This window comes from Ruegeria sp. BI11 (assembly GCF_056538005.1).
Window position 1 is genome coordinate 477,151 of the sequence record NZ_JBQFSM010000001.1, and the last position, 17,423, is coordinate 494,573.

At 58.1% G+C, this 17,423-nt stretch carries 18 protein-coding genes and 1 tRNA gene; 10 read left to right on the forward strand and 9 right to left on the reverse strand.

Annotated features, from left to right (window positions below; all coding sequences use genetic code 11):
* Positions 1–78 precede the first annotated feature (78 nt).
* From ACR0DT_RS02330 to ACR0DT_RS02340, 3 genes are read left to right on the forward strand one after another with little or no spacing between them, the layout of a single operon-like run.
* Positions 79–726, forward strand: a complete 648-nt coding sequence (locus ACR0DT_RS02330) for an ABC transporter ATP-binding protein (RefSeq protein WP_480709202.1) — start codon at positions 79–81, stop codon at positions 724–726.
* On the forward strand, positions 723–3,137 hold the full coding sequence (locus ACR0DT_RS02335; RefSeq protein ID WP_480709203.1) for an FtsX-like permease family protein: 2,415 nt from the start codon (positions 723–725) through the stop codon (positions 3,135–3,137). The genes ACR0DT_RS02330 and ACR0DT_RS02335 overlap by 4 nt, the downstream gene beginning before the upstream one ends.
* Positions 3,127–4,167 carry a lipocalin-like domain-containing protein gene (locus ACR0DT_RS02340; RefSeq protein ID WP_480709204.1) on the forward strand — a complete coding sequence of 347 codons (1,041 nt, stop codon included), beginning with the start codon at positions 3,127–3,129 and terminating at the stop codon, positions 4,165–4,167. Before ACR0DT_RS02335 ends, ACR0DT_RS02340 begins: the two co-directional genes overlap by 11 nt.
* Here ACR0DT_RS02340 and ACR0DT_RS02345 read toward each other — a convergent pair.
* From ACR0DT_RS02345 to ACR0DT_RS02355, 3 genes are all read right to left on the reverse strand, one after another.
* Positions 4,164–4,595, reverse strand: a complete 432-nt coding sequence (locus ACR0DT_RS02345) for a universal stress protein (protein WP_480709205.1) — start codon at positions 4,593–4,595, stop codon at positions 4,164–4,166. The two genes, ACR0DT_RS02340 and ACR0DT_RS02345, sit on opposite strands and share 4 nt — an antisense overlap.
* The gene (locus tag ACR0DT_RS02350) at positions 4,592–7,201 is read right to left on the reverse strand and encodes a TRAP transporter permease (RefSeq protein ID WP_480709206.1); all 2,610 of its coding nucleotides are present in this window, start codon (positions 7,199–7,201) and stop codon (positions 4,592–4,594) included. The genes ACR0DT_RS02345 and ACR0DT_RS02350 overlap by 4 nt, the downstream gene beginning before the upstream one ends.
* A gap of 102 nt (positions 7,202–7,303) precedes the next feature.
* Positions 7,304–8,272 carry a TAXI family TRAP transporter solute-binding subunit gene (locus ACR0DT_RS02355; protein ID WP_480709207.1) on the reverse strand — a complete coding sequence of 323 codons (969 nt, stop codon included), beginning with the start codon at positions 8,270–8,272 and terminating at the stop codon, positions 7,304–7,306.
* Between the two features lie 382 nt (positions 8,273–8,654).
* Here ACR0DT_RS02355 and ACR0DT_RS02360 point away from each other — a divergent pair, with 382 nt between their 5' ends.
* A complete protein-coding gene (locus ACR0DT_RS02360; RefSeq protein WP_480709208.1) occupies positions 8,655–10,148 on the forward strand; it encodes a BCCT family transporter in 1,494 nt (497 codons plus the stop codon).
* Positions 10,145–10,291 (forward strand): hypothetical protein, encoded by a 147-nt coding sequence (locus ACR0DT_RS02365; RefSeq protein WP_480709209.1) that lies wholly within the window; start codon positions 10,145–10,147, stop codon positions 10,289–10,291. The genes ACR0DT_RS02360 and ACR0DT_RS02365 overlap by 4 nt, the downstream gene beginning before the upstream one ends.
* 75 nt (positions 10,292–10,366) lie before the next feature.
* Here ACR0DT_RS02365 and ACR0DT_RS02370 read toward each other — a convergent pair.
* Positions 10,367–10,452: transfer RNA gene (locus ACR0DT_RS02370), tRNA-Leu, on the reverse strand.
* A 145-nt stretch (positions 10,453–10,597) separates the two neighbouring features.
* Between ACR0DT_RS02370 and ACR0DT_RS02375 the strand changes: the two genes are divergently transcribed.
* Complete coding sequence (locus tag ACR0DT_RS02375) at positions 10,598–11,176, forward strand: YqaA family protein (RefSeq protein WP_480709210.1); 579 nt, start codon at positions 10,598–10,600, stop codon at positions 11,174–11,176.
* The gene (locus ACR0DT_RS02380; protein ID WP_480709211.1) at positions 11,173–11,637 is read left to right on the forward strand and encodes a disulfide bond formation protein B; all 465 of its coding nucleotides are present in this window, start codon (positions 11,173–11,175) and stop codon (positions 11,635–11,637) included. The genes ACR0DT_RS02375 and ACR0DT_RS02380 overlap by 4 nt, the downstream gene beginning before the upstream one ends.
* On the opposite strand, the gene ACR0DT_RS02385 is transcribed toward ACR0DT_RS02380, so the two are convergent.
* The gene (locus ACR0DT_RS02385) at positions 11,634–12,221 is read right to left on the reverse strand and encodes an HNH endonuclease (RefSeq protein ID WP_480709212.1); all 588 of its coding nucleotides are present in this window, start codon (positions 12,219–12,221) and stop codon (positions 11,634–11,636) included. The genes ACR0DT_RS02380 and ACR0DT_RS02385 overlap by 4 nt on opposite strands.
* Positions 12,222–12,433: 212 nt before the next feature.
* Here ACR0DT_RS02385 and ACR0DT_RS02390 point away from each other — a divergent pair, with 212 nt between their 5' ends.
* Together ACR0DT_RS02390 and ACR0DT_RS02395 are read left to right on the forward strand one after the other, a co-directional pair.
* Positions 12,434–13,039 carry an rRNA large subunit pseudouridine synthase E gene (locus ACR0DT_RS02390; RefSeq protein ID WP_480709213.1) on the forward strand — a complete coding sequence of 202 codons (606 nt, stop codon included), beginning with the start codon at positions 12,434–12,436 and terminating at the stop codon, positions 13,037–13,039.
* A gap of 31 nt (positions 13,040–13,070) precedes the next feature.
* Positions 13,071–13,496 (forward strand): VOC family protein, encoded by a 426-nt coding sequence (locus ACR0DT_RS02395; protein WP_480709214.1) that lies wholly within the window; start codon positions 13,071–13,073, stop codon positions 13,494–13,496.
* A 21-nt stretch (positions 13,497–13,517) separates the two neighbouring features.
* Here ACR0DT_RS02395 and ACR0DT_RS02400 read toward each other — a convergent pair whose 3' ends face one another.
* Genes ACR0DT_RS02400 through ACR0DT_RS02410 form a run of 3 tightly spaced genes read right to left on the reverse strand, consistent with a single transcriptional unit; the run spans position 13,518 to position 15,318 of the window.
* Complete coding sequence (locus ACR0DT_RS02400; protein WP_480709215.1) at positions 13,518–14,021, reverse strand: N-acetyltransferase family protein; 504 nt, start codon at positions 14,019–14,021, stop codon at positions 13,518–13,520.
* A 2-nt stretch (positions 14,022–14,023) separates the two neighbouring features.
* The gene (locus ACR0DT_RS02405; protein WP_480670363.1) at positions 14,024–14,689 is read right to left on the reverse strand and encodes an alpha/beta hydrolase; all 666 of its coding nucleotides are present in this window, start codon (positions 14,687–14,689) and stop codon (positions 14,024–14,026) included.
* Positions 14,686–15,318, reverse strand: a complete 633-nt coding sequence (locus tag ACR0DT_RS02410; protein ID WP_480709216.1) for a DNA-3-methyladenine glycosylase family protein — start codon at positions 15,316–15,318, stop codon at positions 14,686–14,688. The genes ACR0DT_RS02405 and ACR0DT_RS02410 overlap by 4 nt, the downstream gene beginning before the upstream one ends.
* A gap of 98 nt (positions 15,319–15,416) precedes the next feature.
* On the opposite strand from ACR0DT_RS02410, the gene ACR0DT_RS02415 reads away from it, so the two are divergent.
* A complete protein-coding gene (locus ACR0DT_RS02415) occupies positions 15,417–16,643 on the forward strand; it encodes an MFS transporter (protein ID WP_480709217.1) in 1,227 nt (408 codons plus the stop codon).
* Positions 16,644–16,646: 3 nt separating this feature from the next.
* Here the strand turns inward: ACR0DT_RS02415 and ACR0DT_RS02420 are convergent, their stop codons facing one another.
* Entirely contained in the window at positions 16,647–17,423 is a 777-nt protein-coding gene (locus tag ACR0DT_RS02420) for a squalene/phytoene synthase family protein (RefSeq protein ID WP_480709649.1), read from the reverse strand.

Genomic DNA, 17,423 nt, shown 5'->3' on the forward strand with positions numbered 1-17,423 from the left:
GGAAAAGATTGTGCGCGGGCGCTGGACTCTGTGCGGTGGCGTTGCACATTGTGGCTGGCATTGTCCAAGGGGTTTTGCATGCTGCTGAATATCGACAAGGTCCAGAAATCCTACCCCGGCGGGCGGCCGGTGTTGCGGGATGTGTCGCTTACGCTGGGTCAGGGGCAGACGCTAGCTCTGACCGGTGAAAGCGGCAGTGGCAAAAGCACGCTTTTGAACCTTGCAGCGGCTCTGGACAGCTTTGACGGGGGTGAGATCACGCTAGACGGCACCGCCTTGTCGTCGCTGGACGATCGCGGCCGCGCCGCTTTGCGCCGTCAAAGCGTGTCGCTGGTGTTTCAGCAATTCAACCTTATCCCATCGCTGACGGTCGCTCAGAACCTGTCATTTCACGCCCGACTGGCGAACCGTGAAGATACCGAATGGACTGCGCAACTGGCCGAACGTCTTGGCCTGTCCGATTTGCTGACGCGCTACCCCGAGAACCTGTCGGGTGGTCAGCAGCAACGCGTAGCCATTGGCCGCGCTATGGCCCCCCGGCCAAAGCTGTTGCTGGCAGATGAGCCGACTGGCAATCTGGACGAAACCGCCAGCGCAACAGTGCTGGATCTGATGCTTTCGCTTGTTGCCGAGACCGAGGCCGCCTTGCTGCTGGTCACCCACTCGCAAGACATCGCGGCGCGTTTGGATCGGCGGGCACACCTGACGGGCGGTCATATCGCATGACAGGGGCAGTCATACAGGCCTTGCTATCGCATTGGCGGCGTCATTGGCTTCAACTGGCAACGCTGTTGATCGGCATCGCACTGGCGACCGGTTTGTGGTCAGCGGTGCAGGCCATCAATGCCGAGGCGCGCGCTAGCTATAAACAAGCCAGTGATCAGCTTGCACTCGGATTATTCGACGAACTTCGCGACCCGTCCGGTCGGATATCGGTCCAACGTTACGTCACACTGCGCCGCGCGGGATGGCAAGTTGCGGCAGTTCTGGAAGGTCCTTTTCGGATTGCCGGGCGCACAGTACAGGTGATGGGCGTCGATATGGTCGCCTACCCGGCCCTGCCCGCCGTAACCCAGATCGAGCGAAGCGAAACGCCCCCCGACCCGGCTGATATGCTGACTACACCGGGTCGGTTGCTGGCCGCACCTGATTTGGCGCAAGTGTTGCGCGGGCAAATTAGCCTGCCCCCAGTGCTGTCATCTAATTCGGTACCGCCGGATCTGATCCTGACCGATATCGGCGTTGCTGAAACCTTGCTGGACAGGCAAGGACAGATCTCTCGGCTGATAGTGCTGCCCGACCAGCCCGTGGGCGTACCGCCGCTATCTGAGGTCGCGCCGGAACTCGAACGGATAACAGCTTCGGCGCAATTGGATGCGGCCAGTCTGACAGACAGCTTTCATCTGAACTTGACGGCGTTTGGTCTGCTATCCTTTGCCGTTGGTCTGTTCATCGTTCACGGCACAGTCGGACTAGCCTTTGCCCAGCGACGTGGAATGATCCGCACCCTGCGGGCGCTGGGTGTCTCAATGCGACGTTTGATCTGGATGATCATGGCGGAACTGACTCTGCTAGCCCTGGTCGGCGGCACGCTGGGCTTGGTCCTTGGGTTCTTTCTGGCCGGAGCCCTGCTGCCCGACGTCGCGGCCACTTTACGCGGGCTGTATGGCGCGCCGGTCGATGGGCAAATGTCGTTACGGCCGCAATGGGCGCTGGCCGGGCTGGCGATGGCATTGGCGGGCACTTTGCTGGCCAGTGGTCATGCCTTGTACCGTCTGTCAAACATGCCCCTTTTGAGCGGCGCCGGAGTGCAAGCCTGGCGCCGCTCGGCCACAGGGCTACGCACCACAGGTCTGATCGGGCTGGCTCTGATCGTCGGCGGATTTGGAATAGGGTTTGCCTTTGACGAGCTGGTTGCTGGATTTGCGATGGTAGGCGGTATCCTGACCGGAGCGGCGCTGACGTTGCCGTATCTACTGTCTCTCTCCCTTACCATGTTCCATCGGCGCGCCCGAGGGCCGGTTGCGCAATGGGTCTGGGCCGATATGCGGGCGCAACTGCCCGGCCTGTCTCTGGCCTTGATGGCATTGCTGCTTGCATTGGCAGCGAATATTGGCGTCGGAACAATGGTATCCAGCTTTCGCCTCACCTTTGTAGGCTGGCTCGATCAACGCCTGACGTCTGAGGTGTACGTGACCGCCACTAACAACCAGCAGGGCCTACAGATCGCCGAATGGCTAAACCCACAGGTAGAAGCTGTTCTGCCGATCCGCAGCGTTGAACTGACCCACAAGACCGGCCCGCTGTTTCTGTATGGGATCGTGGACCATCAAACCTATCGCGATCATTGGCCCTTGATCGCCTCGTCAGATAATGTCTGGGATCGGACCCTGGCGGGTGAGGCCGTTTTGATCAACGAACAACTCGCTCGCCGTGCGGGGCTGTGGCCGGGGGACATGTTGACCTTGAAAGCAGGCCATACGCTGACTGTGGCGGGCGTCTATTCGGATTACGGCAACCCAACCGGCCAGGCGATCGTTTCCATGCCGCAGCTTGACTTGATCGCTCCGGGGGCTGACACCCGCCGGTTCGGTATACGCCTTGCACCCGAGCGTGCCACCGAAACAACCCAGGCGCTGCGGGATCAGTTTGACCTACCTCGGCAGGCTGTCGTGCAACAGGCCGCCATGAAGGCGCAATCGCTGGCGATCTTTGACAAAACCTTTGTCGTGACTTCGGCACTAAACGTGCTGACACTCGGGGTGGCGGGGTTTGCCATCCTGACCAGCCTGTTGACCTTGTGGACCCAGCGGCTGCCGCAGGTTGCCCCGGTATGGGCGCTGGGACTGACACGCGCTCAGTTGGCCCGGTTGGAGCTGTTGCGTAGTGTGCTGCTGGCAGCGTTGACGGCGGTTCTGGCCCTTCCGCTTGGGCTGGTACTGGCCTGGGCTCTATTGGCGGTGATCAACGTACAAGCCTTTGGTTGGCGACTGCCGATGTTTTTGTTTCCTGCCGATTGGGTCTATCTGTTCGTGCTGACCCTGCTGGCCGCCTTTGTCGCTGCCGCCTTGCCCGCGTTGCGTCTGATGCGCCTGCCACCTGCCGATCTGTTAAAGGTATTTGCCAATGAACGTTAGAGCTTGGCTGTTTGTCCTGATCCTATTGCTGCCTTCAATCGTGCGGGCACAGGGCTATGCCGGACTTGGGGGATCAGCCGATGGGTTCGACATCCCTCAGCCCGGTTACCAGTTCGAATTTCCACGCGATCACGGACCGCACCCGACGTTCCGGATCGAATGGTGGTATCTGACTGCCAACCTGACCGGCGAAGATGCGCGCGATTACGGCATACAGTGGACCCTGTTCCGATCCGCCTTGAAACCAACCGAAGCCCAAGGCTGGCAAAGCCCGCAGCTTTGGTTGGGCCATGCTGCTGTGACGACTGAGGACACGCACTATTTCGCTGAACGCCTGTCGCGCGGAGGCATTGGTCAGGCCGGGGTGACTGCGGAACCATTCGAGGCATGGATCGACGAATGGCATATGCGCGGGCCTGATCCCAACACGTTGGCTCTGTCCGCCGGTGGTGTGGACTTTTCCTATGACTTAACCCTGAATGCCCAAGGCCCGTTGGTATTTCACGGAGAGGGAGGATACTCGGTCAAGTCCGCCGATGGGCAAGCCAGCTATTACTATTCGCAGCCCTTCTATGACGTCGAAGGCTTGCTGCGCCTACCAGATGGAGATGTTGCGGTATCTGGTCAGGGTTGGTTGGATCGCGAGTGGTCCAGTCAACCGCTTGCCGCAGATCAAAGCGGGTGGGATTGGTTCTCGCTCAGCTTTGATGACGGTAACAAGCTGATGGCCTTTCGCCTGCGTGGCGGACGCGGAGATTTCACAGCGGCCACATGGATCGCCCCGAACGGCGCAACGACACCCCTGCCCGACAAGTCCGTTTTGTTTAAACCGTTGGACACCGCGAGCATTGCCGGGCGGGACGTGCCCGTTCAGTGGCGCGTGACAATACCTGACCGCAATTTGGAGGTCGATGTTTCAGCCATCACTCCTGACGCCTGGATGGCGACACGGTTCGAATACTGGGAAGGCCCCGTCACGGTCTCAGGCAGCCACTCCGGGCGCGGCTACCTTGAGATGACCGGATACTAGCGCACCACGTAGACCGAAACGGTAGAGTGCCGCACGACCCGTGCCGCGTTCGGGCCCAGAAGATAGTCTTTGAGGTCCGGCTTATGCGCGCCAATAACGATCAGATCGCTATTCGCACTTTCGGCGGTCTTCAGAATCTCCTGATAAGCCGTGCCGGTAGCGACGACATGTCGGATTTTCTCGTTCCGCTCTGCGCCTAAGGTTGCGGTGCACAAGTCGGTCAGCTTGGCATGCGCCTCATCCAGTGCCTTTTCGTGGAAGTCCGGCTGGAAAAACCCGGAAACCCAGCTTTCCCCAAAGTCCGGTAATACGGTCACAACGTCCAACTGCGCATTGTCCTGATCGGCCAGCGCTGCTGCCGTCTTCAACACGTTCACGTCCAGATCACCGTTACTGATATCGACGGCACAAAGAACTGAATTTGTCATGCGAGCACCTCTTGTCTGGCGGCGCGGCCGCGTTGAAGGAAGGCAATCAGACCCAGCAGGATCATCGCGGGGATATAGATCAATTGCTTCGGTGGCTGGCTGGACGGCAGGCTGACCGAAGTCAAACGTACCGCGTCATCCGCGTAATAGTCGAAAATATCCAGTTCATCCGCGACCGGAGTGCCAAACAGCGGTTCGTCCAATTTGACCAGACCGTCCTCTTCGATCAGCATCAGGCCCATAGCGTCCACGCGCGCAGCACCACCCTCTTCGCTGCCTACAGCTACCACAACCGTGGTATCCGTCATTTCCAGAGTGTCAAAATCCGGGCCGCTAACAACAAGGCGCACTTCAGTTCCCGGAGGCGTTTGTCCCACCGTTTCAACGAAGGCACCCGGTTCGACAGTTGCATAAGGCGGTGATAACCGATCCATGAAAAAGTCGGGCCGGAACAGTGCGAAGGCCACAAAGATCAGGGCGACGCTCTCATAGATACGGCTGTGCGTTACGAAATAACCCATTGTGCCCGCTGTGAAGACAAGGATGGCTATAGTCGCGAATATCGCGACCGTTATCCCCTCAACCCAGGTGACGTCGATCAACAGCAGGTCTGTGTTGAAGATGAACACAAACGGCAGTGCCACAGTCCGCAGGCTGTAGAAGAACGCGGTAAAGCCCGTCTTGATTGCATCGCCGCCTGACACGGCTGCCGCCGCAAAGCTTGCCAGTCCGACCGGAGGTGTCACGTCTGCCATGATCCCAAAGTAGAAGACGAACAAGTGCACGGCGATCAATGGCACGATCAGACCGCTCTGCGCGCCCAGTTCGACAACCACACCAGCCATCAGCGAGCTAACAACGATGTAGTTCGCTGTGGTCGGCAGACCCATGCCCAGAATCAGGCTGAGGATACCGACCATCACCAGCATCAAAATCAGGTTGCCGCCCGACAGGAACTCGACCAAATCGGCCATCACCTGTCCAACGCCGGTCAGGGTCACGGTGCCAACGATAACGCCCGCAGTGGCCGTCGCAAGGGCGATGCCGATCATATTGCGCGCGCCATCGATCAGGCCCTGCCACAAGTCGGCAACGCCATCGATAAAGCTGTTATAAAGGCTGCTCTGTCCGCGGAACATTGCTTTGAGCGGTTTTTGCGTCAGCAGGATCACGAACAGCAACGCGGTGGCCCAGAAGGCCGACAGACCCGGCGATTTCTGTTCGATCATCAGGAAATAAACCAGAACGATGATCGGCAGCAGGTAGTGCAGCCCGGCCTTGTAGATATCGGCGATAACCGGCAGTTGCACCTCTTTGGCATTAGGATCATCAGGCTCCAGATCCGGCACTTGAGCCGCCAGATACAGCAGCACGACATAAACCGCACAGACAATCAGGCTCAGAACCAATCCGGCCGCTGAAGGCACCCAACTGGTAACTGCATCGACCGGATATTGCGAACCATAGCAAAGTCCTGCAAATACAAGGAAGAACATCAACATTCCGACCACGGTGCGGGCCAGATGCACGTCGCGATCACCCAGCGTGGGCATGTTCCGCTTCACCGCTTCAAGATGCACGATGTAGACCAGCGCGATGTAGGAAATCGCCGCTGGCAAGAAGGCATGGGTGATCACCTCGACATAGGAGATGCCCACATATTCCACCATCAGGAAGGCTGCAGCGCCCATCACGGGCGGCATGATCTGACCGTTCACAGATGAGGCAACCTCGACCGATCCAGCTTGTTCACTGCTAAAGCCCACACGTTTCATCAGCGGGATGGTGAAGGTGCCAGTGGTAACCACGTTGGCGATAGATGAACCCGAGATCAGCCCGGTCGCTGCAGAGCCAACAACCGCCGCCTTAGCAGGACCACCACGCAGGTGGCCGAGGGCACCAAAGGCCATCTTGATGAAGTAGTTCCCTGCCCCGGCCTTATCGAGCAAGGCGCCGAAGAGCACAAACAGGAACACGAATTTGGTTGAAACACCCAAGGCAATGCCGAATACGCCCTCGGACGTGATCCACATATGGCTCATGGCCTTTTTCAGGCTAGCGCCTTTCCAGCGAATGACCTCAGGCACCCAATCGGATGAGCCAAAGAACACGTAAGCCAGAAAGATCGTTGCGATAATGGCCATGGCAGGCCCGAGCGCGCGGCGCGCCGCTTCAAACAGCAGCAACAGGCCAGCCAAAGCGACCCATTTGTCGGTGTCATCCGCAAGACCACCCGCGTCAACGATTTTTTCGTAGAAGAAGTATCCGTACAACGCAAGAAACGCGCCTGCGACACCCATGATCCAATCTTGAATCGGGATATAGTCACGCGGGCTACTTTTCAGCGCCGGATACGCTGCAAAGGCCAGAAACATGGCAAAGGCCAGATGAAACTGGCGCGCATTATTCACCACACTGCCCGGCAACACATAGTTAGCGATCGGTGAGGCCAAAAGCACCTGAAATATCGACCAGATCGCCGCCACAACGGCCAGAAAGATTCCTACATTACCGACCGGATTACGCCCGCCCGCATCGGACGAGGCTACAAGTTCCTGCAGCTCTTCTTCGGATAACGGACGATTGGATTGTGTGTCGGAACTCATAAAGTGTCTCCCCGTCGCGGCCTTTTTTGGCCTTTTGAACCACCCGTTATTTTACGGGCTTGGGTAGCAGGGCGCCCGTGGGCACCCTGCGTTAGGTCTGGTTTACTGAATCCAGCCTTTTTCTTTGTAGTACTTCTCAGCACCCGGATGCAGAGGAGCCGACAGGCCGTCTGCAATCATCTCTTCGGGCTTCAGGTTGGCAAATGCTGGGTGCAGCTTTTTAAAGTCATCGAAGTTTTCGAAGACCGAGCTGACTACTGCATAAACCGCGTCTTCCGACACGTCTGCCGAGGTCACGAAAGTCGCGCCCACACCAAAGGTTGCAGTGTCACCGTCGGAACCGCGATACATACCACCGGGGATGGTTGCAGTACGGTAGAACGAGTTGTCGCCAACCAGCTTGTCCACGGCGTCGCCGCTAACATTTACCAACACGGAATCACACGCGGTGGTGGCTTCCTGGATCGAACCCGAGGGGTGACCAACGGTGTAGACCATGGCGTCGATTTGGTTGTCGCACAGAGCGGCGGACTGTTCAGCCGCCTTCAGCTCGGTCGCCAGTTCGAAGTCTTCGGTCGTCCAGCCCATTTCGCCCAGCAGAACCTCCATGGTGCCGCGCTGACCGGAACCGGGGTTGCCGATGTTGACCCGCTTGCCTTTCAGGTCTTCGAAGTTGGCGATACCGGAATCGGCACGGGCCACAACGGTGAACGGTTCGGGGTGTACCGAAAAGACGGCGCGCAGACCTTCGAACGGGCCAGCCTCTTCGAATTTTGAGCTGCCGTTAAAGGCGTGGTACTGCCAGTCGGACTGCGCCACACCGAACTCCAGCTCGCCCTCGCGAATGGTGTTGATGTTGTAAACCGAACCACCGGTCGATTCGACCGAGCAGCGCACGCCGTGCTCTTTGCGGCCTTTGTTAACCAGACGACAGATCGCACCGCCGGTCGGGTAATACACACCGGTCACACCACCGGTGCCGATTGTGATGAATTCCTCTGCATACGCGGCCGGAGCCATAAGGGCCGCGGTAACGACCGCGCCGAGGCCAAGCTTGCTGCTGTTTTTCATTTTTGAGAACTCCCAATTCTTATTGTGGATGGGAGATTGTTAGCGGTCCCATCCCGGGACCTGCCGGTACGCGAACTGCACCCGTCTTGCAACAGGCGCAAGCGACTGAATTTCCAAAATCTCCCAACATATTCGACGTTTCATTCAGACACTCAACTTGTCAACCCCCGTGCACGGCCCAACCCGCCCACGCCGCAAATCTGAAGGTTTTTTCCGAACTTTCCCCCCAGAACGCTCCAATTGAGGGTCATTTGGGCTGGTGGGAACAATTCTTTTGAAACTCGCTCAAGCGACCTTTAGTGTCAGCTTGACATTCACAGACACCTGTAAGCGCAGGGCTGGAAAGGAAATTGTTCCACACTTTCCGGGAAAGGCCGATTATATGAAGTCCGCATCACCCAGCCCACTGCTTGTTATCGCTCTGACCATCAGCGCGGCAATTGCGGCCTGGGGGATTTTCGACCCTCAAGGGTTGGGAAAACTCGCATCTGCGGCGGTAGCCACACAGTTCAATAGCCGTGGTTGGTTCATCATGCTGGAAGTCAGCGGCCTTCTGTTCGTCACGCTGTATCTGGCCTTGTCCCGGTTTGGCAGCATCCGCCTTGGCCCTGACGATGCCAAGCCTGAATTCTCGACACCAGCCTGGATCGCCATGCTGTTTGCGGCAGGCATGGGGGTCGGTTTGCTATTTTACGGCGCGGCTGAACCGTTGACCCATTTCGAAGTTTTGCGCCAATACGATCCTGACCCTATGGCCGCAGGCCACGCCCTGTTCATCACCTATCTGAACTGGGGATTTCACGCATGGGCCATTTACGCCATCGTTGGCTTGATCATCGCCTATTTCGCTTATCGCCGACGGCGCGCTCTGCTGCTGAGCGCCCCGGTGGCCGAGGCTTTGGGATCTGCCCAATGGAGTAAGGCGTTGGGATGGGTGTTTGATTTGCTGTCGATTGTCGCGATTGCGGTCGGTCTGGCCGGGTCGCTTGCGATGGGCGTCTTCCAAATCCAGACAGGGCTGGCGGGTCTGATGGGGGTCGACTCACCAGGCACACTGACCCTGCCGGTCTTTGCCCTGCTGTGCGTGGCCTATATCATCCCGCTGCGTCGAGACCTGGGCGAAGGGATGTCTCTGCTATCCAACACCGCGATGCTGATCGCGGTTGGAATGATGATCTATCTGCTGGTTCTCGGCCCCACGTCCTACATCATGGACGGCATCGTTTCAGGGTTCGGGCGCTATTTATTCGGAGTACTTCCAGCCGGGTTCTCTACGGCTGAGTTCTTCGACGACATCATCGTCGACTGGTTTCACGGCTGGACGCTGAATTACATGATTTGGTGGCTGGCCTGGTCGCCCTTTGTGGGCATCTTCATTGCTCGAATCTCACGCGGGCGCACGATCCGAGAGTTCCTGGTCGGTGTCATCGTCGCCCCCACTCTGTTCTCAATCCTGTGGTTCGGCATTTTTGGTGGACTGGGATTCTATGACACGCTTCGTCAGGACGGTGCCCTGTCCGCCGTAAATGCCGAGAATCTGGACGCGACAACCTTTGCTCTGCTCGCAAAGTTCCCATTGGGCGGCGTCACCCAAATCGCCACGGTTTTGGCTGCGTTTCTGTTCGTTGTCACCAGCGTCGTGAGCGCCGGATTCACGCTTGCGATGATCGGCTCCGGCGGCGACGAAAACCCGTCACCCCGCATCCGCACGATCTGGGGCATAATATTGGGGGCACTAGGGCTGGCGATGATACTGGTGGGCGACATCTCTGTGGTACGATCCATCATCGCGCTTTCGGCAATGGCGTTCGTGTTTATCGTGCCGATCCTTGTGATCTGCCTGTTCAAAAGCCTTGCACGTGAGGACCAGACATGAGCGGACAATTCGTCGATACCATACTGAATGTCATCATTTTCGCCTATATCGGGTTCCTGATCTGGTTGATCTTCAAAGACTCTCCAACGCCGACGAAACCCGCCGAGACTGAGACAACGCAAGACCAGAAAGAGAAAATGTGAGAGGGCAGCGGAGCAATCACAATGCCGGAAAAGAAAAAACAGAGAGCAGGCCTCCCTAACCCTCTGTTTTTACTTTGGTACCCAAGGCCGGACTCGAACCGGCACGGTATCACTACCGGGGGATTTTGAATCCCCTGCGTCTACCATTCCGCCACTTGGGCCACGACCATTGGATTAGCGCCCCTAATCGGGAAGGTCCAGAGGCAAAAAGCAACCAAAATCCAGTTTGTTTGCGCGGCAATGGTTGACGCCTTGCTGGGTGCGTGATTTGGCTTGCGCAACGTTAAAACAGGATTTTAGCACCTTATGTTGCGTTCGCTTTATGACTGGACCATTCGTCTGGCAGAACATCCACACGCTTTGTGGGCGTTGGCCTTTGTGGCTTTTATCGAAAGCTCGGTCTTTCCGATTCCACCCGATGTTCTGATGATTCCGATGATTTTGGCACGCCCGTCGCGCGCCTGGCTGATTGCAACGGTCGCACTGGTCTTTTCGGTTTTGGGGGGATTGCTGGGCTATGCTATTGGCGCGTTCTTTTACGAAAGTCTCGGCCAACCGATCCTAGAGTCGATGGGCAAGGCGCACGCCATGGAAGAGTTCAACACACGCTTCAATGATTTCGGTTTCTGGGCTGTATTGGCGGCCGGGGTAACGCCCTTCCCTTATAAGGTCATCACCATCATGTCCGGCTGGACCGGCATGCCCCTTGGTACCTTCATCGCAACGTCCATTCTGGCCCGTGCCTTGCGATTCTTTATTGTTGCCGGGTTGCTTTGGGGCTTTGGTGAGCCGATCCGGGCCTTCATCGAGAAACGACTGGGTCTTATGTTCACTTTGTTTGTTATCCTGCTGTTCGGCGGCTTCTTCGTGGTGAAATATCTATGACACGCAAAAACACTTTGGTCCTGATCGCTACGGTCGGGTCTGCCGCACTTTTGCTTGGGGCTTGGGGGTTTCAGTTCATCGGCGGGCTGGCGCCTTGCAAAATGTGCATTTGGCAAAGGTACCCGCATGGCGCTGCCATTCTTGTCGGCGCTTTGGCTCTGGCGCTACCTCGGGCAACGTTGCTGCCGCTGCTGGGCGCGCTCGCAGCCCTGACCACGGCTGCCATTGGCGTGTTTCATGCGGGGGTCGAGCAGAAATGGTGGGAAGGTCCGACCAGCTGCACGTCGGGTGATATTGGCGGCCTCTCTACCGAACAACTGATGGATCAGATCATGTCCGCGCCGCTGGTGCGCTGCGACGACATCCCATGGGAAATGCTCGGCCTGTCTATGGCAGGATGGAACGCCGTGTTGTCGGGCGTTTTGGTTCTGGTCTGGATCGCCGCCTGGCGCGCTCGTTAAAGTTCGTCCAGTTCCGCATCCCAATAGAGAAAGTCGATCCAACTGTCATGCAGGTGGTTCGGTGGGAACTTGCGCCCGATATTGCGCAGCGCCTCGGCATCCGGTTGGCGCGGAGGTTTGCGCAAAGTCATTCTCGCCTGTCGCAAAGACTTCGACCCTTTCTTAAGGTTGCACGGGCTGCAAGCCGCAACCACGTTTTGCCAGCTTGTGACGCCCCCTGCCGCACGCGGCACCACGTGGTCAAAGGTCAGATCACCCTTGCTGCCGCAATACTGACAGCGGAATTCGTCCCGCAAAAATAAATTAAAGCGCGTGAAGGCCACGCGCTTTCTGGGTTTTACATAATCTTTCAGGACAACGACCGAGGGTATTCGGATCTCGGTACTGGGGCTTCGTACGACCTCGTCGTACTCAGCCACGATGTCGACCCTGTCCAGCCAGGCCGCCTTGATCGCCTCTTGCCAAGGCCACAGGGACAATGGGTAATAGGATAAGGGGCGATAATCGGCGTTCAAAACCAATGCCGGATGATGCCTGAGTGCACCGGGTTCCCTGACAAATTCGGTCCTGAAGTCTCCGTCCATATCAGAATCGCTCCTCGCTCTGCTCTGCCCGTTTTGACATCAGAGCGGGGAACACCCGCCCCGGCCTTAACTTAACTATATATCGTGTTAAAACTCTGACAAGCCCTGAGTTTCCACAATATCTCGGGTATTGGTTAAGCTGCCGCAGTAACAGTAACGTGACAGTTATCCACAGGTTGCACCGATGTGGCCTGCAGGCTATGGCGTTTGCCATGTCCTGGTTCATTCGCTTCAACAAACCTTTCGACGTACTGCCGCAGTTTACCGACCGCGCCAATGCGGATTCGCCGCGCAGCACTTTGTTGGACTATATCGACCTGCCCGGCGTTTACCCGGCCGGGCGACTGGACCGGGACAGCGAAGGCTTGATGCTGCTGACCGACAATGGGCGGCTACAGGCGCAAATTTCAGACCCCAAGCACAAAATGAGCAAAACGTATTGGGTTCAGGTCGAAGGTCTACCCGATACCGCGGCTCTGAAAGCCCTTCGCGACGGCGTCGAGCTAAAAGACGGCCTAACCCGTCCTGCCAAGGCACGCCTGATGGATGAACCACCGGGACTGTGGCCCCGCAATCCGCCGATCCGGGTGCGCCAGACGGTGCCCGATTGCTGGATCGAATTGACGATTCGCGAAGGTCGCAACCGGCAAGTGCGCCGGATGACGGCAGCCGTGGGCCACCCGACCCTGCGCCTGATCCGCGCTCGGATTGGCGATTGGTCACTAGAGGGACTAGAGCCCGGTCAGTGGGACAGCCTGCCTGCACCAATGTTGAACTCCGCCCCGCAGCGCAAAAGGGACCGCCGCCCGCGCCGGTGACAAAAACCGCATGTTGTGATAGGCTTACAGCATGAAGGTCACACCGGATATCCCTGTGCCAAACGGCATTCTCGAAGCCGCGCTCTATGTTGACGATCTGGATGCTGCCGAGCGGTTCTACGGTGAAATACTGGCGTTAGAGAAAGTTCAGCGTGTGACGGATCGGCACGTGTTCTTTCGTGTTGGTAGTTCGGTTTTGTTGCTATTTAACGCGGAAGAAACCCAAAAACCGCCGGGCAATCCCGACCTGCCCGTCCCGCCCCATGGTGCACAAGGGCCCGGCCATGTTTGTCTGGTCCTGACTCGCGAACAGATCGACACGATGCGCAAGCATCTGCTGGATTGGAATATCCCCGTAGATGCCGAATTCGACTGGCCCAACGGTGCGCGTTCCCTTTACGTGCGCGACCCGTCCGGCAATTCAGTTGAGTTTGCCGAGGGGCACCTGTGGACCTGATCGGTCAATGGACCTGATCGGTCAAAACACCGCGCCTGCCATCAGGTCAAAACGTTTGGAGATGCGGTCGACCGGCGTGCCATCCCTCAGCGGCACGCCATAAGCGACCGAGTAGTCGCGAAATCCCATCTTGTCGTAATAACTGAGACCCATTCCGTTATCGGCACGGATGGTTGCATTGATCGCCGTAAACCCCATTGCCGCCGCGATTTTAGACGTTTCCGCGAACAAGGCCCGACCTGCCCCCTTCAACATAGGCTGGCGGCGTGTGAAAGTCGCAATATCGACACAGTCCTGTGGCAAGGCGTCATACGTTCCTAACCACTGAAAACCAGCCACCTCGCCCTGATCATCTAACGCGACGTGGCTGCAGATCTTATCGGCGCCATCCAGGTAGCTTTGTACAAACAGCGCTTCAGAAAACGGGATTTCAAACGCGGTACTGCCCCCGATTTCGATGATGTCATTGAGGATACGGCAAGCTGTGGCGACATCCTCGGGCATCATCGGGCGAACCGCGATCATCGTTACAGGCTCAGCTTGTCACGCATAAAGGCAAGCGCAACGCTGAGGCCATCCGGCGCGATACCATGGCCGGTGCCCTTCATCACATGCGCGTAGACCTCTTTGAACCCAGCCTCTTGCAGCGCTTCGGCGGCAGCAGGCAGCGATTGCGGCGGCACCACGTCATCCGCATCGCCGTGAACCAGAAGGATCGGCATCCGGCTGACCGTCTCGTCAGGCAGCAGATCGGGTTCCAGCAACCGGCCCGAAAAGGCGACAATACCAGCGACAGGGTCCTCGCGGCGCGGGGCTACGTGCAAGCTCATCATCGTGCCTTGCGAAAACCCGAACAGCACGACCTGTTCCGGCAAAACATCCTCATCCACCATCAGCGCGTCGAGGAATGCGTTAAAATCCTCGACCGCCATTTCCATTCCACGGCGCGCCTCTTCTTCGGACGAGCCGTCAATCCACGGAATCGGGAACCACTGAAAACCATTGGGCATACCGGGGATTTGCTCGGGCGCGTCGGGCGCAACGAACAGCGTGTCCGGCAAGTGTTCGCCCAGCGGATCAGCGAGCCCCAGCAAATCGGCTCCATTGGCCCCATAGCCGTGCACGAACACCACGACCGAGCGGGTATCGCCCGAAACCGGCTCTTTTCGGAGCGCATTCAAAACCCGTGTCATCTGATCCCTTCTCGTTCTTTGGCCACCCGGTAATAGGCCCACAACACCCGGGCCGCAACCGATCGCCAGGGCGACCAAGCTTCGGCCATCTGGCGCAACTCTTTGTCCGTAGGGCGCTTGGGCAAGTCATAGAGGATACGCGCCGCCTCTTGCAGGGCCAGATCGCCCGGTGCGATGACGTCCGCACGGCCGAGGGAGAACATCGCGTAAATCTCGGCCGTCCAAACACCGATCCCCGGCACTTCGGTCAATATCGCAATGACGTCATCATTAGGAGCGTCACGTAAAGCTTTGTAATCAATACGCGCCTCCGCAAGCGCACGGGCATAGCGTATCTTTTGACGGCTCAGCCCGGCAGCCCTCAGATCATCATCGGTGGCCCACATAATCTTGCGCGGCCCGGTCAGCTTCGCATCCTGCATGCGTTTCCAGATCGCATTGGCCGAGGCCACACTGACCTGCTGACTGACAATGGCGCTGAGAAGCTGGGCAAACCCGTCCGGGCGACGACGCAGCGGCAAAGGCCCGGTCTGTTCCATCGCCCAGGACATGCGTGGACAGGACGCAGACAGCCATTCGGCCCCTTCTGCGACACAGTCGGGTGTTTCAATGATGCGTCCGACCGACATGGGCACTCCGGCTGGTTGATACTGCGCTCACGGTAGGTTGCTTTGTCGCAGATGCAACCCGCTTGTATGATTGGCTTTTCAAAGTTACGCATTGGCGCATGACACTTTCCACCGCAACACCAGACAACAGCCAGGCCAAGCGCAACGTCGCCGTATTGGTGGCGGCCCAAGCTGTGTTGGGTGCGCAGATGCCGATGATCTTTATCGTTGGCGGGTTGGCTGGGCAATCACTAGCCTCCAACCCCTGTCTGGCCACCTTGCCCATTTCGCTGATCGTTCTGGGGTCGATGCTGGCCGCCACACCCGTTTCGGCGATCATGCAACGCTGGGGGCGGCGCGCAGGGTTTCTGGTTGGTGCCACCGCAGGCGCCTGTGGCGGAGTGGTCGGAGCATACGGCCTGTTTCTAGGGTCGTTCCCGATCTTCCTTTTGGGTAGCTTGCTGACCGGTGTCTATATGAGCGCGCACGGTTTCTACCGCTTCGCAGCGGCTGACACGGCGTCTGACGAGTTTCGGCCCAAGGCGATTTCATATGTCATGGCAGGTGGCCTAGCGGCCGCCATCATCGGCCCGCAGATCGTCAAGCTGACATCGACTGCCTATGTGATCCCATTTCTTGGCACTTACCTGGCCGTGATCGCGATAAATATTTTCGGATCGATCCTGTTTTTCTTCCTCGACATCCCAACTCCTGAAAAGCCCAGGGAAGACGCACCCAAGGGGCGAACCCGGCTTGAAATGCTCAAGACTCCCCGCATCGCCGTAGCGATCATTTGCGCGATGGTCTCCTATGCACTGATGAATCTTGTCATGACCTCGACTCCGCTTGCAGTGGTGGGCTGCGGGTTCAGTGCCAATGACGCCGCCGACGTTGTCACCAGCCATGTTCTGGCGATGTATGTACCCAGCTTTTTCACGGGTCAGCTGATCGCGCGGTTCGGTGTCGAAAAGATTGTGGCCGTAGGTCTGGCCATTCTGGGCGGGGCTGGTTTGGTCGCCTTGCAAGGCGTTGGTCTTGGCAATTTCTTCGTCGCCCTGATCCTGTTAGGCGTCGGCTGGAACTTTGGCTTTATCGGTGCCACCACCATGCTGGCCGCCTCGCATAACGTGAACGAACGCGGTCGGATGCAAGGGCTAAACGACCTTCTAGTGTTTGGGGGCGTGACGCTTGCGTCGCTGGCTTCGGGCGGATTGATGAACTGCTCGGGCGGTTCCCCGGTCGAGGGCTGGACAGCCGTGAACCTGGCGATGATCCCGCTGCTGACGCTGGCCGGCGGCGCGCTGTTGTGGCTGGTACTTAAGCCGGCCGAAGCGGAAACGGTCTAAGATCTACCAGCGTCCGCTGGCGACGGACCACATCAGAGATATCCTGCGCCGAATTTCGCCTTGTGCCAAATCCCCCGCCGCAACGCGGTCAGGGCGTGCAATGACCCGTTTCAAAACCCACTCGGCCTGCCATCCGGCGTACAATGCAGGCCGGGCATCTGCCGAGATGCCCACAGTATTTGATCGTGCGCGCTGAAGCCTATCCAATGCCTTTTGCGCCAGCGAATGAACGCCGTCAGGCGTTCCGTCGAGCAATGGAATACGGCCGCGTGCCTCAAGATCGGGGATCGCGCGAAACCAGTTCGCCACCCCTACGCCATAACCGAAATCGCGCAGCACAGCCTCATCTGCGTCACCCAGAACATGCGCGGCCGCAACCAACAGGGACCCCGTGCTATGGTTGATATAGGCGTCGAAATGCGTCTCATCCTCAAACGGTTCACGGTAAATATCCCAACGCCTTACAGCTACATACTCATCCAGAATGGCCGCCAGATGCGGCGACAGGACCTGCGACAGAGGCGTCACGACCTCATGCCGACGCACCGCCTTACTTTCGGCGATCTCTTGCAGCGCATCGCGCCACCATTGTAAGCGCATCTCAGCGATCATCGTCTCTTGCGTGACCCAAGGAGCCCGCGCGACTTCAACATTCAACGCATAGAGCGGGAATAACTTCGGTCGCACCGCAACAGGTGCCGCCATAACTGCCATGAACCGGTCCGGATCGGCGCGGTGTACCAGTGCCGCGCAGGATTTGACGTCGTCGTCGAAGTCCAC

Coding starts and splice junctions, on each gene's coding strand:
- ACR0DT_RS02330 (WP_480709202.1), top strand. CDS start 79: ATGCTGCTGAATATCGACAAGGTCCAGAAATCCTACCCCGGCGGGCGG.
- ACR0DT_RS02335 (WP_480709203.1), top strand. CDS start 723: ATGACAGGGGCAGTCATACAGGCCTTGCTATCGCATTGGCGGCGTCAT.
- ACR0DT_RS02340 (WP_480709204.1), top strand. CDS start 3,127: ATGAACGTTAGAGCTTGGCTGTTTGTCCTGATCCTATTGCTGCCTTCA.
- ACR0DT_RS02345 (WP_480709205.1), bottom strand. CDS start 4,595: ATGACAAATTCAGTTCTTTGTGCCGTCGATATCAGTAACGGTGATCTG.
- ACR0DT_RS02350 (WP_480709206.1), bottom strand. CDS start 7,201: ATGAGTTCCGACACACAATCCAATCGTCCGTTATCCGAAGAAGAGCTG.
- ACR0DT_RS02355 (WP_480709207.1), bottom strand. CDS start 8,272: ATGAAAAACAGCAGCAAGCTTGGCCTCGGCGCGGTCGTTACCGCGGCC.
- ACR0DT_RS02360 (WP_480709208.1), top strand. CDS start 8,655: ATGAAGTCCGCATCACCCAGCCCACTGCTTGTTATCGCTCTGACCATC.
- ACR0DT_RS02365 (WP_480709209.1), top strand. CDS start 10,145: ATGAGCGGACAATTCGTCGATACCATACTGAATGTCATCATTTTCGCC.
- ACR0DT_RS02375 (WP_480709210.1), top strand. CDS start 10,598: ATGTTGCGTTCGCTTTATGACTGGACCATTCGTCTGGCAGAACATCCA.
- ACR0DT_RS02380 (WP_480709211.1), top strand. CDS start 11,173: ATGACACGCAAAAACACTTTGGTCCTGATCGCTACGGTCGGGTCTGCC.
- ACR0DT_RS02385 (WP_480709212.1), bottom strand. CDS start 12,221: ATGGACGGAGACTTCAGGACCGAATTTGTCAGGGAACCCGGTGCACTC.
- ACR0DT_RS02390 (WP_480709213.1), top strand. CDS start 12,434: ATGTCCTGGTTCATTCGCTTCAACAAACCTTTCGACGTACTGCCGCAG.
- ACR0DT_RS02395 (WP_480709214.1), top strand. CDS start 13,071: ATGAAGGTCACACCGGATATCCCTGTGCCAAACGGCATTCTCGAAGCC.
- ACR0DT_RS02400 (WP_480709215.1), bottom strand. CDS start 14,021: ATGATCGCGGTTCGCCCGATGATGCCCGAGGATGTCGCCACAGCTTGC.
- ACR0DT_RS02405 (WP_480670363.1), bottom strand. CDS start 14,689: ATGACACGGGTTTTGAATGCGCTCCGAAAAGAGCCGGTTTCGGGCGAT.
- ACR0DT_RS02410 (WP_480709216.1), bottom strand. CDS start 15,318: ATGTCGGTCGGACGCATCATTGAAACACCCGACTGTGTCGCAGAAGGG.
- ACR0DT_RS02415 (WP_480709217.1), top strand. CDS start 15,417: ATGACACTTTCCACCGCAACACCAGACAACAGCCAGGCCAAGCGCAAC.